This is a genomic window from Microcoleus sp. FACHB-831, assembly GCF_014695585.1.
Taxonomy (GTDB): domain Bacteria; phylum Cyanobacteriota; class Cyanobacteriia; order Cyanobacteriales; family FACHB-T130; genus FACHB-831.
This window is the reverse complement of the sequence record NZ_JACJON010000040.1, coordinates 1-13,280: the sequence shown is the minus strand read 5'-3', so window position 1 is coordinate 13,280 and position 13,280 is coordinate 1. Positions and strand designations below refer to the sequence as shown.

The following is a 13,280-nucleotide window of genomic DNA, read 5'->3' as shown; positions in this document are numbered from 1 at the left end:
TTGCGACTTGTACTTCAGACTGATAAGCTAAATCTGGTTTTGCTAGTAATAGCGGATCTGAGCAGAAGATAAGCCTGGAAATTTATAGCATCCGATAAGTTAGAGAGTTGGATAAACGAACCCAACCATTTTTAGTAGGGTGGGTAGCGCCCACCCTACTATTGAACCATTTAACCGCTCTAATTATTAATTAGTAATTGTAGCTGTGGCTTCAGAATTTCCATCAGAAAATATAGGCGCGATCGCCATCCTTGTTTTGAATTATTAAGCGATCGCTATTTGATTCCCTTCTCTAGCAAGTAGGGTAGGTTTTTCGACCTACCCCACACACTATAACCTGTCAGTTTTCTTACCCGCCGCCGATTTGTGCAGCAACTTCTTGGGCAAAGTTAGTTTCTGGTTTTTCAATACCTTCGCTTAACTCAAAGCGGACGAAGCGACGCACTTGGATATTTTCGCGGAGTTGGGCGATCGCTTGCTTAACAAGTTCTTCCACAACAATATTTTGATCGCGAATGTAGGGCTGATCCATCAAAGACATTTCTTTCAGGCGTTTTTCAATTCGTCCTTGAACAATTTTTTCTTTGATGTTTGCTGGTTTGTTAGCCAAGTCATCCCGTCCCATTTCGATTTGTGTTTCTTTCTCGACAATTTCAGCCGGGATGTCTGCCACTTTCACGTATTCCACATTCGGACAAGCTGCAATTTGCATGGCGATGTTCCGTACCAAGCTTTGAAATACTTCGCTGCGACTTACAAAGTCAGTTTCGCAGTTAACTTCCACTAGCACGCCGACTTTACCACCAGTATGAATGTAGCTGTCAATAATTCCTTCTGCCGCAATTGCATTGCCACCTTTGCATCTGGTGCTATTTATACCTTGTTGGCGCAGCCATGCGATCGCTTTCGCCATATCGCCATTTGTTTCATTCAGCGCCTTTTTACAATTCATCATGCCTGCGCCTGTTTTTAGACGCAGTTGTTTGACGGTTTGTACAGTTATTTCCACCATCTTTTATTCCTCCTTGACTAATAATTTTTATTGCTCTGTCCAAACTGTATAACGCTTAAATGGTCGGCAATCTCCACCCTACGATAAGTGCAGTTTGTCCTTTTTTAAGAGTCTATTCGAGATGTTGTAAATCGGGTTCTAGCCAACTTATTCGAGCTTCCCAAGACATAAGGCGATCGCGGCTGTAATATTGCATTGGTAGACACTTATCTCCATAAATATCGATAAGCTTATTAGCAATATTTAATATGGAGTTACTTCGCTCCGTACTTGACAGATAGCGACGAACAAGTTTAATCCAAAACAGTGTTATAGTTTCGTGATAGCCGCTGTCTATGGTGGTTTTGATACCGTTAGCAGAATTGTAAAACTGGATGCGCGATCGCACTTTATTTACCGCTTCTGCATCCGAGTAGCGAGTGAGGTACCACAGCGCGACAATCAAATGTGCGTAATGGTTCCACTCGCTGCGCGGAAGAGTGCAACTCTCGAAAGCTGCAATCAGACTTTCTATCTCGCTAACCGATTGGTATTTCACAACTGTTATTTGATAGAAACCTTCGCTCCAGCAGCTTCCAGTTGTGCTTTGATATCAGAAGCGATATCGAACGCGATCGCTTCCTTAACTACCTTCGGTACTGACTCAACAAAGTCTTTTGCTTCCCTCAATCCCAAACCCGTCAAACTCCGTACCACCATAAGAATCGCAATTTTCTTATCAGCAGGTACTTCATCGAGGACAACATCAAAATCAGTTTGTACAGGTGGTACATCGGGCTTGACAAAAACATCAAAATATTCAATTATCGGCATCTGAGGTGAAGCATTCACACCGAAGGCATCTTCAATTTGCTTAACCAAGTCAGCCGTTTCTAATACAGTCAGCGATTTCAGTTTTTCCAAAATATTATCTGTTTTAACCGACATACATACCTCCAGTACCAATAAAAAAATTAATATTAAAAACCAACGCTTCCCACCACATCGTCTTCACTTCCAACCTGCCATAGTTGAATTTATGATTAAAAGCGAAACTGTGGTTTAATAGACTACCGATGCCAGCTATTAGTCAATTAAATCTGACTTTATCTATTAGCCTGGTAATAAATTTACAATCGGCCTAATTTTTAGCCAATTGCTTCATGATGAACTTAATTTCCTTCTTACTACATTGCTGTTTGCTAACAGCATAGACTTCACTACCGTATTCTTGCCATGCTATCGAAGCATTGATAGTCGCCTTCAGTACAATATCTGTAGCTTTGCTCATGGGTGGCAAGTCTTGAAGGACGATCCGAAACAAAACATCATCCACCTTTCGATAATGATGGTATTTGTCTATCACAACCAAATCTTCCCGCTTTTTAGGAAGTTCCTTTGGCGCTTTCTCAGCTATCGAAAGAATTCCTGTTTCCGGATTGACGTAAAGTTGATTTTTCCATGTCCAACAAAAACGATCAAGGGGGTATTCTTGTCTATCTTTACGGTAAGGAACGCCGTCAATAAGCACAACATTTAGTTCCACAAAATGCCATACATGAGACAAAACGTGTCGCCCAGTTATTGTGCTACTATCAAGGCTCCGACATAGCTCGCTGTATGCATCATCCCAACGCTGCCCCACTTTAGAACGCAGCCAGCGATACAATGGACCTAGATGATCTGAAAAGTGCTTTGTGGTATGTCTGGGTTTTATTAAATAAGGAGATAGCAACCCATCTACAATCGCTTCTTCAGTCAATTTTTGCAGAGCTTTCTTGTAGCCTCCAACTTTTTTTGAACTTATCCTCATTCCTCTACGAGGACGTTCAATCACAATTTCATTTAAACGGTGTTCGCTCATTACTCAACCTCTTTTTGAGCTTGGATACTCCGCGCAAGCTAAGAAAGCCATTTACTCATACTCAGGATTTGAACCTGCATTATCCCGCTTTTTAATCAAGCGCCTAACGCAATTTGGTTAGTATGTAAGCTTTCTAACTCATGGCGCGGAGTGAAAATTCTAAACTTTATAAAGCGCAGTTTCGGTAGTTATCAACTCAAGGGGGTAAATCTGCCCACCGCTAGCGATATATTTCAACATTTCTCGAACCTTTTCTTCTCGAAGTGACAATTTATCTAATTCTTCTAAAGAAAACCAAGCAGCACCTAATGAGTGTTCATCAGGAATACTTTTCGGAGGAGTATTGTCTTGCGGACGAGCCACAAAAATAACTCTTAACCTCGCCCTATTCTCTGGATAAGTTGTATGCTCAATTCGCAGAATTCCTTCAATTATTACCGGAATGCTGCTTTCTTCTAGCGTTTCTCGCTTAGCAGCATCTACAAGAGTTTCTCCTGGCTCTACTCTCCCAGCGGGTAAATGCCAATTCTGACCGTGTGTACTTTCATGAATTAATAGAAAACGGTGTTCTAAACGAACTACCACTAAGGCAAAATACCAGGTTGGAATTGGATCGCGTGCCATAGAATAGTATGTCTCCACAAGTAAGCATGGTTTAGCTTTTGTGGTAGATTTTACTGCATAGTTATCCTTTGAATTTAGATGGCTCAGCGCCAGTTAAGAAATCTTTGTTTTCATTTGCATACACAATAGGCGAATCCGTGACCCCATTTTTATGGGGCGATAGCCTACAGACGAGCTAGCACTAGATGTATGTACGCTTTCTTGATAAGGGCGCGAAGTAGAACCTTTTTTTGTGTCTAATTATGTGCAGGTGTGGGAAGCATTTCCAGCTTTACCTGTATCCAATTCCGCACTAATCGTAATATTGACCCCGCGCAAGTTAGAAAAGCGAGTTCACTTTTGGCGCTCTACCTTTGAGCTACAGTCCCTTGATGAAGACAAAAGTAAAAAGTTATTTTTTACTTTTGTCTCCTAATAGTGGAACTGGTGGGAATCGAACCCACAACCTCCCGCTTAAATGGCGGATTGTGTGTATGCTTCACCTGTTAGGGCGCGGGTTGAAAACTTTTATTGCTGTGGCGTGCAAGTCGAAAAATCTATTGCAGAGTTACCGTTTTTAGCAACAAAAACTTGTGAGCGCACGGGCAAACCTATATCTAACTTGAGATATTGAGTTAGCCGTAAACAGCTTCTGGTCTTACAATTAAATCGCCACTAGGACGGCGATCGACAACGTAATATTGCAAGCGATCGCGCTTTACATCTAAATGCTGTGCTATGCGTTCCTTAACAGTGGTGTCGTTCATGCCAGTTGTTACACCCAACTGACTTTCTGCTATATCGTAGGAACGTCCTTCAAATCGAATGTGAACCATTTTCGACACCTCCTTTAACTTGGAAGCAAGATGATGTGTGAACTTGTGGTTCTCTTGCTTCACTAAATTTATACTACAGAAATACTACAAATTTGTCAAGAGTTCGGCAGCAAGATTTTTTAGCAAGAGCCAACTACACATCCTTGACGTAGAAAATGCGGGTGTGAAGTTTGGCAAACCCAACAGATTCGTAGAGTCGCAGCGCACCTGAAGGATTCTGAGCATCGACACCAAGTTTGGCTGTCTCTACGCCAGCAGCCTTCAAAAGATGCATCCCGCTTAGTAACATAGCTCGTCCCAGCCCAATCTTACGGAAGCCGCGCCGCGTCCCTAGTACAGCAATCCAGCCTTCGTTGCGATCGCTGCGTGCATTTTCCTCGGTATCGATCAGGCTGTGGCAAAACGCAGCAAAAGTCCCATCAGGAGCGATCGCAATCAGGTTTAATTCCGGCTTGTAATCTTGGTCGCTTAGATAATACTTAAGCATCTCCACAGTTAAAGGGTGATGATTCCAATGGTCGATAAACGACTGGTTAAACATCTCCACCCACGCTTCTGCGTCTTGTTCAACTTCTACTTGGCGAAGGGTGAAACCTGCTGGGAACTGCGGTTGTGGTATTGGTTCATCCAGAGATCGCGTCATCGTGAAAAAGTACCGATCGGCAGTGAAACCGCAACTTTCTAAGAAAGCGATGCGTTCGGCTTGGCCTTCGCGAGCGGTGGAGCGCAGTTTAACGCTCATGCAGCGTTCTTTGCTAACTTCGCGCATCCGTTCTTCACCCCAGGCGACGATCTGTTTTTCCAGATAACCGCCGCGATCGCTTGGGTGGACGTGGAACCCAAGGGAGCCTTCGATGATTTCACCCTCAAGGGGAATCCACATTCGTCCGAAGCCAATCAGCTTATTGTCCGTGTCTTCCCAGAGGGAAAGATCGCGTGCTTTGTCTAATGAAGGTGCTTCAAATTCCTGTCGCAGTTCAGATACAGATATGCCTTCGTCAAGTTTATCGACCGCTTCGCAGGAATTAATCAGGTGAGCGATCGCTTCTAAATCTTTTTCACCCGCATAGGGGCGCGTGGTCAGAGTAATCATAATGTTTAATGCTTAAGCTGCTGCATTTATTGCAGTTACGCCTTACTACAGACATACTACAAACAACAACCGACATAACACCTCACCCGATTGGGTGACAAGCCGACGTTAAGCCAAGCTAAACTAAATCCACCATGAAGGTACTGCCCCTTCTACAACACGATGTCAACGGTGCGCCTCGCTATTCGGCTTGCGATGGATAACGGAAGATGAGGCAATTTTTAGCAAGGCGGGGGAAAGAGCTACCGTTACAGTTATTAGCTGTACGCCAGTTTTCGAGGCTGGTTGCTGTTCCTGTCAGCAGCATCTTCCTTGTATCTCATTTAGTTACAAATTAAGGTCAACGCAACTTGTCACTAATGCCTGATGAGAAGTTCTCTGATGTAGTATGGAACGTCAGAGTATAGTCTGCGATAAATTTTGTATATGCTTATGATGAAAGCGGTATCAAAAAAGCGATCGCGAAGGTGACATCGCAGAAGGGAGCTAACGACTAAATTATGTCACTATTATGTCACTGCCTATGGAGTCCAGATCAAAAAACATCGATTACCCTCCTGCTTTGTAATTTCTGCACCCAACCGAGCGTAAAAATTAAGCCCGCGAGTGTTTCGAGCATCAGCATTCCAAGCAAGATGAGTACAATCAGTCTCCTTCGCAATTTGAGCAAGATAATCCATTAATGCTGCTCCGGCTCCTTTACTTCTCATGTCTTCATCCACATACAGATCGTCAAGCCAGATGCTCGGTTGACCTGCAAATGAGGAGTATCTGAATGCATATAACGCAAACCCAACTTCACGCCCTGAAGTCTCGGCAAACAAAACGTAAGAAAAAGGAATAGCACCAAATAGCGTTTTGCGTATTTTCTCCTCGGATACTCGCAATACTCCAGAGAATCCACCAACCTTTCGGCTAAATTCTGAGTTCTTCTGAATGAAGGAGAAAATTAGCGATACGTCATTAAGATTAGCAGGTCTGACTTTCATTAATTAATCGTATGTTATTCAACTATTGCTTCGGCTGCAAGTTTAGCTAGGACATATTGGAAGCCTGCAAATGCTTCATCTCGCTGAATTTCAGCTTCGAGTTCTTCGAGAATTATTGCAGCGAGATGCCTCCGGCAGGCTACGCCAACGCATCCTGTTCGCTAGCAGGTAGAGTATCAATCGGGCGATCGCTCTTTCAAGTAATTCGGTCATAGCTACCGCACTTTCAAACTAAGAAACGACTTGTTGATTATCCCTACTTCATGGCAATTTGAGCCTAGCTTGAATACGCTGTATGCCTTGAAACAATGTTCAAGATGTTTCATTTGTATAAACGTTAGTGATCGCGCTTCGTCTAACGAGATTACTCGGTTTTCCAATAGCAAATACCTAACGCCATCGTTTGTCCAAAACGTGTGGACGATTTGAATATCCTATATCTCGCAAGGTCGAAGCTGTAATCTGGTTGTTTCGAGTACGCAACTCATTATTATCAGCATGTGTAGTATAACGGCAAAGGTCAGCGGCGGCAGATAGTCCTTCCGTGCGCTACACCACAGTGTTACCCTGCGCCACTAAGATTCATGAATTCTTCCTCCATTTTCTGAAGGTTTTCAAAATCTGCTTGATGGAGTTCCTGCTGTCGCTCGATAAGCCAGCTATAGAAACCCTGAATTAGCACAAAGTATTCATTAGTCAGGGTCACTATACAAAAGTTATCTCCCATACTCTCCAGATAAGATTTTGAACTCCCCCATGCATCCCATTGTTTGAGAACCTTAACATCCATTTTCATATTGAAGTTCAAGTCATCTGATAAGGTAATTTGTAGGGCCAGAATGGGTAAAGTGTAGTGCTGGGTATAGTTCCGAAGATTTTGAACAAATTTCTGCACAGGATTGTTTGCTAAATCCTGGTCAAGTTTGCTTTGATACTCCTTTCTAAACTCATGCTCTGCGTAAAGTCTGTTAACAATTACTCTTGTATGGTCAACCAGGGACTTTGCAGAAGCAAGAAAATTATGGAGCAACCTCTTAGTTTCAGCAATTAGAGCATCTACATTCTCCATTTTATCCTGGTTATACATACTTAAAGACTCTCTAGAATCTTTAAGGGGCTCTAACCACTTCATCAATTCACAGAAATTTATCTTGAAAACTTGAAAACTAGATTGCAACGCCTTCAAGTTTCGGTATACTTCCATTTCTTTTGACTGCTCATAAGCATCATATCGTCTACCAAATTCTGTTTTATAGCTGTGGTGCATAACTTGTTCCGCAAGTTGCTAATTTTGCTCAATATTAGGTGTCTAATGCTCCAAACAGTTTAGCATCTGACAGGTTAAAGATTTCAATAGCATCCTCACGGCGAAACATACGTTTTCCAAGGTGCGGAAAATCAGCAATTTCTATATCGAGGTTTTCTCCTCCTGCCAGGTAAACTAAGTCTTCGTTGCCTGCATTCCTCAGATGATGAGCTACCGAAGGAGTCGGGAATGCCATGAAGTCTCCTGCACCAACCTCGAATTCTTCCCCGTCAATTTCCGCAATTCCGCAGCCCGATAGGATGTAAATCCATTCTTCCTCGCGGTAGTGGGAATGATAGACAAACGATTCCTTTCCTGGAGGGACTTTTACGAAGTTGACTCCGGTGCGCTTTAGTCCGAGCAAGCGCCCCATTTGTGTCCCTGAGATTTCGGATTTCGGATTCCAGGGGTGGGAGAACGCTTGCATACTGTCCGCAATTTGTTGATGCCGCAAAATAAAAGATTTCTTGTCTGTCATGTTTGTAACCCTCTGATGGTTTACTGGATACTTAACGGCTAAATTCAACCGCCGCTAATAAATTCTCAATCCCGATCGCTCATCTAGATTAGAGCTTTGGTGGGAGCGAAATGTGCAAAATCTCGCCAATTGTGGAGAAGCCAGCGCGGGTGTAAATCCGCTTTTCTTCCTCATGCGCCGCCATGAGAAAAGCTATTGTAACGCCTGCATCAAAAGCCTCTCGCACTAACCGAGTTGTCAAGGCTCCTGCAATGCCCCGCTGTCGGAAAGGGACACGTACACCGATGCCAGCAATCTCTGTCGTCTGATTTCCGGGCACTGAACAGACTCCAGCCCCCACAGGTTCACCTGTTGCTGCGACATGAGCAAGTACTGCGATTCCGCCTGCCGCTATGCTATCTCGTAGACGGGCAGCGTCTTCGAGACTGGGAGTAGGAGCTGCGTAGGCTTCATGTTGCACCGTAACCGTAGCAAGCATCTCGGCATCCGAAGTCGGTACGATGAGTTCTATGCCTGGAGGTGTAGGAAGCAATTGCTCCGAACCGGGAGCGCAAATCATCAACGGTAAACGTCCCTCAACAGTGAAACCAGCAGCTATCAGCACTTCCTCAACCGCAGGTGCCAGACTTGCAATATATTCCAATCGTGGCTGTCGTCCCCGCTTTTCGTAGGCAGTAATGAGTGCATTCACGTTATCTAAAGATGGCACAGCGTTGTCATCGGGGATGGCGTAGTTAAGAAAGGGGTTGTCGTTGTAGGGGTTGAATGTTGAGAGGAATGGTTCGATGCGCTCCGTGTCACGTTGCTGGCTTGCCGCAAAGCGCAGATATGATTGAATGCGGGAGTTTATGAGTGGGGAGCTTGATTGAGTCATAGAAATATTTGCCGTGTGTGCCGTGGATGTGCAGGACAACTTCAATTTTGAACGGCATAGATTGTCAGAGAGTTCGTACTGAATGCCACCGCAAGCACAACTTCCTTTCATGCTTCACCTCTGTATCCAAATCTTGTTGCTTCCAATGTAGCGATCGCACTCAACACTCTCTACTCATTCCCGCTTCTTTGCGAAGCATCTCAATGATTACAGGGAAATCCTCGCTTACTGCCAATGAGAGAGCTGTGTCGCCATTACAGTTTCTAGCACTAATGTCTGCTCCGGCATCAATTAAAATACGCACAATCTCGATATAGCCTTCCTTTACAGCCCCTAAAAGAGCTGTGTCCCCGTCACTGTTTTTGACATTTACATCTGCCCCAGCTTCAATTAAAGTCCTTACAGTATCAGCGTGATCCAGCCATGCTGCATACATTAGGGCTGTTCTGTTCCACCCGATTGCTACTTTTTCCGCTTTGGCATTGACATCCGCCCCAGCAGCAAGCAAAACTTGCACTACATGAATACTGCCTCGCTCAGCGGCATACATCAGAGCCGTTTTACCATTCTCATCCTTGGCATTAACATCGACTCCAAGTGCGACGAGAGTCTCCACAATGTTGCCGCCTGGACTGCAAGATGCAGCAGCCTTCATCAACGTTGTAACACCACTCTTGTCTGGAACCTTTACATCTGTTCCGGCTTTAACTAGCTCTTGAAGTTTGTCTATATTTCCGACTTGTATAACCTCAAAAATATTCATGGCTCTTTGTTGGCTCTGGTAATCCCCTATCTTCTCCAACACAGGCGATCACTTGCAACTTAGCTAACGATATCATCAGCTACTCTGATGAAAGCGATTTGGCGCTGCAATACCGCGATCGCATCCTTGGAACGCTAACAGCTAAACTCCTCAGTGACTGATAACCCCCAAACAAAGCCCAACGCTTGAAGTGAGATGGTAGGCGCGATCGTTCCTCCGACACCTGGCAAGTACGCTCTCACGATTAGCTTAAATTTGTTCCATTTTTTTCACACGATAAAAAAGCAACACGACACCGTTTTTGTAAATCTTGCTGTCGGTGAGTTCCAGCGCAGTCTGCTTAATGAGTCCGGAAAAAAGTGGAATGCCCGAACCAAGTAGTACCGGATTCAACTTCAGAATTATCTCGTCAATCAAGTTTTCTGAAAAAAGCATTGTGGCTAAATCCGCGCCGCCACAAAGGTAGATGTCTTTACCCGTTTCATTCTTCAATTTTCTAACGAACTCAACTATATTTTCCGAGACCAGTTCAACATTCTCATCCGGGCTTTCTTTCATCGTGCGCGAAAAAACATACTGCTTTAGATATGAATAAGGATTGGTTACGCCGACCTTTAGCGCTATCTCGTATGTTTTGCGTCCCATCAAAACGGCATCAAACCATGTTTTTAAAGATTCGAGATAATCGGTGACAGCTTCGCCTTCCGTAAGAAAGCCATCCCACGATCCGTCTTCGTGGGCAATAAAGTTATCCACAGAAACGGCAACATAATATTTTAGTTTTCGCATCTTTAACCTTATTCTTGAATGAACTGAACGGTTGTCCGTGACTCTACAAACAAGTATTATCGCTACAGTTAACCTTGTGGAGCGATCGCCAAGCAAGTGAAGCTTTAGCGGAGCGTTTCTTTCAGAGCTAGCACAAAGCGCATTTTGAAAACGCAAAGGGCTAGTTTAGACTTCTATTAATGTTTTTCTCGTTTTTTCGCATCCTCCACACAAACCTTGCCCAAGTGGTACGTTACAGTTATTACAATGAGCTACTCGATATAGTGAGTGCGACTTCCTACTCTTGCACTGCCTGCACAACCCTTGTCCGAGTAGTTTATTGCATTCTTTGCACCAAGCTACATAATTAAAATCATCTTTTTTTGAATATCGGCGACTAGAACTCACACGTAATTCCCTTACATTTACGCTTGGTTGTATTGGCGATATTTCATTAGCGAACTGTTGTAATGCTTGCTCTAAAGCTTTGACTACTCGCTGTCGTTTGCCTTCTTTCCGCAAATAAAGAGGTAAACGTTCATACCATCGTTGAGCTTCGCTATGATAACACCAGAGAGTCCCATTAGGGTCTTCTAGACGTGAGCTTGGATGAATTTTTTTAGAGTAGAAATCAAGAGCGGCTTGAATTTGAGGAATTGACCAGAATTTGAATGTAAAGCCACAAACATAAACACAGTAAACCCATTCTGGAATTAGTGTACGAGCGGGCGAAATGTCCGCAGGAGGCCCGCCTCGGGACATGGGGCTAAAAACCTCGCTACTGTTACGGGGAACTATTAGCTTCCTTGGTTCTTTCCAAATCCTTGACATGAATGTATCCCCTGTTTTATTTCATCCTTAAGGTAGCGATCGCATTCTTGGAACGCTAATAATTAAACTCATTAGTGACAGATAACGTTGCATGAGATGAAAGGTAGGCGCGATCGCACAGCCGCATACATGCCGATCAAAAGTATCCTATAAGGATGGGCGATCGCACTATTAGACCGTCGGTTGCAGTAATTCATTAGGTCTTTTAAGGCTCGCTACCATATACCAGTATTTTAAGAACTTCTTCAGCATTTTTCGGGATAATATTTCTCAATATTGGCCAAATAACCTCTTGAAACTTAAACAAGTTATCTTCTGCAATCCGAATTGCTAATTTCAAATCACTCTTCTTCACTTGAAAAATTACAGGTTTTGGAGGTTCACGATATTCTGCTGTTCTTCTAAACTGAAGGTACTCTTCATCTATTGCACTTACCATTAACCAAGGATGACCAATCCATAGCGTTGTTTCTTGACTATCTTCCCACTCAGATATATCTTTCCATTCCTGAATATCTTTAAGGCTACCGCAGCATTCAGGATAAATTTTTAATTTTTCATCAATTTCGAGAATGTAACCTCCATACAACGCACCAACCTCTTCAGAGATACTTTTTATTAAGCCAGATTTAAAGTTAGTTAAATGCTTTATTAGCATTAGTTCTATTGTTTTTTTATTGTTTAGTAAGATTTCAGTTTCAACTAACCACGAACCATTTGCATAAGGCTCAAGTGTAATAATCCCCGAATCGGCAAGAGAATTTCTCCAATAAGCATCCCACAGCTCGAGGGAATTCGCTTTTGAATTCTCCGGCATTTCATGATGCTTTGTTTGATATTCGGTGGGACGAAATTCTACAACTGGTACTAAATTCATTCGTTTATTAATCGGTCTCTCACAGCATTGTGCCTAGATTTTAGTGTAGCTGTGCGATCGCCCATGCACAATTTCGACCTAAGTGCGATCGCATTAGCGCTACTGCTTTCAGCAGATCTCATACTTGGAACGCTAACAGCTAACCTCGAAACAAAGCTCAACGGTCTTACGTGAGATGGAAGGTAGGCGCGATCGCTCCACAACGCTAGATTCTGAACAAAACTAGATGTAGGGGTTTCCTAGCTTCAGTCCGAGGAGTATGGGCGATCGCACTGTTAGTCTAGGTCTTCTTCAGTAAGTTCAGCATCCTTCAGGAGGCTTCTCAAAGTACCAGTAGGCAGATCCCGATTGCTATGAACAGGAATGGAGAGAATGACACTCATATCTTCCTTTGCATAAATATGGTGGCTACCAGTCACTCGTTTTAGTTCCCAACCATGTCGCTCAACAATCTTACAAAGAGCTTTACCGGAAACCGACTTCATACAGATAGCTCAATCAATTGTTTCTCAGGTTCAAGCTCTTGGTGCTGACTAGCAACTTCCAGCCAACCCTGAATAGCGTCTTCTAGCATCTCCAACAGTTGTTCGTAGCTTTCTCCCCAAGTGTGACAACCTGGTAGAGCAGGTACAGAACCACACCATACCCCATCTTCCTGCCAGATGACTGCCTTAATTTTCATAATCGATCTCTCACAGCATTGTGCCTAGATTTTAGTGTAACTGTGCGATCGCCCATCCATAATTTCGGCCTAAGTGCGATCGCATCCTGCTTACTTGATAAGTAGAGTTTTCAACCCTTGCGATCGCTTCCCTTGAAACGCTAGCAGCTAACCTCTTCGGCGACAGATAACATTGCGTGAGATGGAAGGTAGGCGCGATCGCTCTTATAGCGTTTCCCTATCTAATGAGGTACGATTAATAGATAGGTTGTACATTTTCCTTAAAGAGAAATGAAGGCATATTCGCTCGACTTACGGCAAAAAATTATCGATAACTATGTTCAAG

General features: G+C 43.5%; 18 protein-coding genes. 1 reads left to right on the top strand and 17 read right to left on the bottom strand.

The genetic code is table 11. The features are described 5' to 3' along the window. Positions 1-349 precede the first annotated feature (349 nt). From tsf to H6F77_RS10135, 15 genes are all read right to left on the bottom strand, one after another. The gene (tsf, locus tag H6F77_RS10200) at positions 350-1,012 is read right to left on the bottom strand and encodes a translation elongation factor Ts (protein WP_190487987.1); all 663 of its coding nucleotides are present in this window, start codon (positions 1,010-1,012) and stop codon (positions 350-352) included. Between the two features lie 112 nt (positions 1,013-1,124). Next, positions 1,125-1,550 (bottom strand): hypothetical protein, encoded by a 426-nt coding sequence (locus H6F77_RS10195; RefSeq protein WP_309228827.1) that lies wholly within the window; start codon positions 1,548-1,550, stop codon positions 1,125-1,127. Positions 1,551-1,555: 5 nt separating this feature from the next. Continuing rightward, on the bottom strand, positions 1,556-1,939 hold the full coding sequence (rplL, locus tag H6F77_RS10190) for a 50S ribosomal protein L7/L12 (protein WP_190487985.1): 384 nt from the start codon (positions 1,937-1,939) through the stop codon (positions 1,556-1,558). Positions 1,940-2,132: 193 nt separating this feature from the next. Further along, positions 2,133-2,855: a hypothetical protein gene (locus H6F77_RS10185; protein WP_190487983.1), complete on the bottom strand. Its 723-nt coding sequence runs from the start codon at positions 2,853-2,855 to the stop codon at positions 2,133-2,135. Between the two features lie 159 nt (positions 2,856-3,014). Beyond that, positions 3,015-3,479, bottom strand: a complete 465-nt coding sequence (locus H6F77_RS10180) for an NUDIX domain-containing protein (RefSeq protein ID WP_190487982.1) — start codon at positions 3,477-3,479, stop codon at positions 3,015-3,017. Positions 3,480-4,093: 614 nt separating this feature from the next. Continuing rightward, entirely contained in the window at positions 4,094-4,294 is a 201-nt protein-coding gene (locus H6F77_RS10175) for a hypothetical protein (protein ID WP_190487979.1), read from the bottom strand. Positions 4,295-4,427: 133 nt separating this feature from the next. After that, entirely contained in the window at positions 4,428-5,387 is a 960-nt protein-coding gene (locus H6F77_RS10170; protein WP_190487977.1) for a GNAT family N-acetyltransferase, read from the bottom strand. Positions 5,388-5,568: 181 nt separating this feature from the next. After that, complete coding sequence (locus H6F77_RS28335) at positions 5,569-5,694, bottom strand: hypothetical protein (protein WP_255515717.1); 126 nt, start codon at positions 5,692-5,694, stop codon at positions 5,569-5,571. Positions 5,695-5,908: 214 nt separating this feature from the next. Next, positions 5,909-6,376: a GNAT family N-acetyltransferase gene (locus tag H6F77_RS10165; RefSeq protein ID WP_190487975.1), complete on the bottom strand. Its 468-nt coding sequence runs from the start codon at positions 6,374-6,376 to the stop codon at positions 5,909-5,911. 562 nt (positions 6,377-6,938) lie between these two features. After that, entirely contained in the window at positions 6,939-7,643 is a 705-nt protein-coding gene (locus H6F77_RS10160; RefSeq protein ID WP_190487973.1) for a hypothetical protein, read from the bottom strand. 34 nt (positions 7,644-7,677) lie between these two features. After that, positions 7,678-8,160: a cupin domain-containing protein gene (locus H6F77_RS10155; RefSeq protein WP_190487970.1), complete on the bottom strand. Its 483-nt coding sequence runs from the start codon at positions 8,158-8,160 to the stop codon at positions 7,678-7,680. Between the two features lie 88 nt (positions 8,161-8,248). Beyond that, positions 8,249-9,034 (bottom strand): GNAT family N-acetyltransferase, encoded by a 786-nt coding sequence (locus H6F77_RS10150; protein ID WP_190487968.1) that lies wholly within the window; start codon positions 9,032-9,034, stop codon positions 8,249-8,251. Positions 9,035-9,194: 160 nt separating this feature from the next. Continuing rightward, positions 9,195-9,797 (bottom strand): ankyrin repeat domain-containing protein, encoded by a 603-nt coding sequence (locus tag H6F77_RS10145; RefSeq protein ID WP_242022044.1) that lies wholly within the window; start codon positions 9,795-9,797, stop codon positions 9,195-9,197. A 249-nt stretch (positions 9,798-10,046) separates the two neighbouring features. Then, positions 10,047-10,586, bottom strand: coding sequence for a dihydrofolate reductase family protein (locus H6F77_RS10140; protein WP_190487964.1), 540 nt, complete (start codon positions 10,584-10,586; stop codon positions 10,047-10,049). 1,015 nt (positions 10,587-11,601) lie between these two features. Next, the gene (locus tag H6F77_RS10135) at positions 11,602-12,273 is read right to left on the bottom strand and encodes a hypothetical protein (RefSeq protein ID WP_190487962.1); all 672 of its coding nucleotides are present in this window, start codon (positions 12,271-12,273) and stop codon (positions 11,602-11,604) included. Positions 12,274-12,300: 27 nt separating this feature from the next. Between H6F77_RS10135 and H6F77_RS10130 the strand changes: the two genes are divergently transcribed. Continuing rightward, entirely contained in the window at positions 12,301-12,447 is a 147-nt protein-coding gene (locus H6F77_RS10130; protein WP_190487960.1) for a hypothetical protein, read from the top strand. Positions 12,448-12,548: 101 nt separating this feature from the next. Here H6F77_RS10130 and H6F77_RS10125 read toward each other — a convergent pair whose 3' ends face one another. Both H6F77_RS10125 and H6F77_RS10120 read right to left on the bottom strand, forming a co-directional pair. Beyond that, positions 12,549-12,758 carry a type II toxin-antitoxin system HicA family toxin gene (locus tag H6F77_RS10125; protein ID WP_190487957.1) on the bottom strand — a complete coding sequence of 70 codons (210 nt, stop codon included), beginning with the start codon at positions 12,756-12,758 and terminating at the stop codon, positions 12,549-12,551. Further along, the gene (locus tag H6F77_RS10120; RefSeq protein ID WP_190487956.1) at positions 12,755-12,955 is read right to left on the bottom strand and encodes a type II toxin-antitoxin system HicB family antitoxin; all 201 of its coding nucleotides are present in this window, start codon (positions 12,953-12,955) and stop codon (positions 12,755-12,757) included. Before H6F77_RS10120 ends, H6F77_RS10125 begins: the two co-directional genes overlap by 4 nt. Between the last annotated feature and the right edge of the window lie 325 nt (positions 12,956-13,280).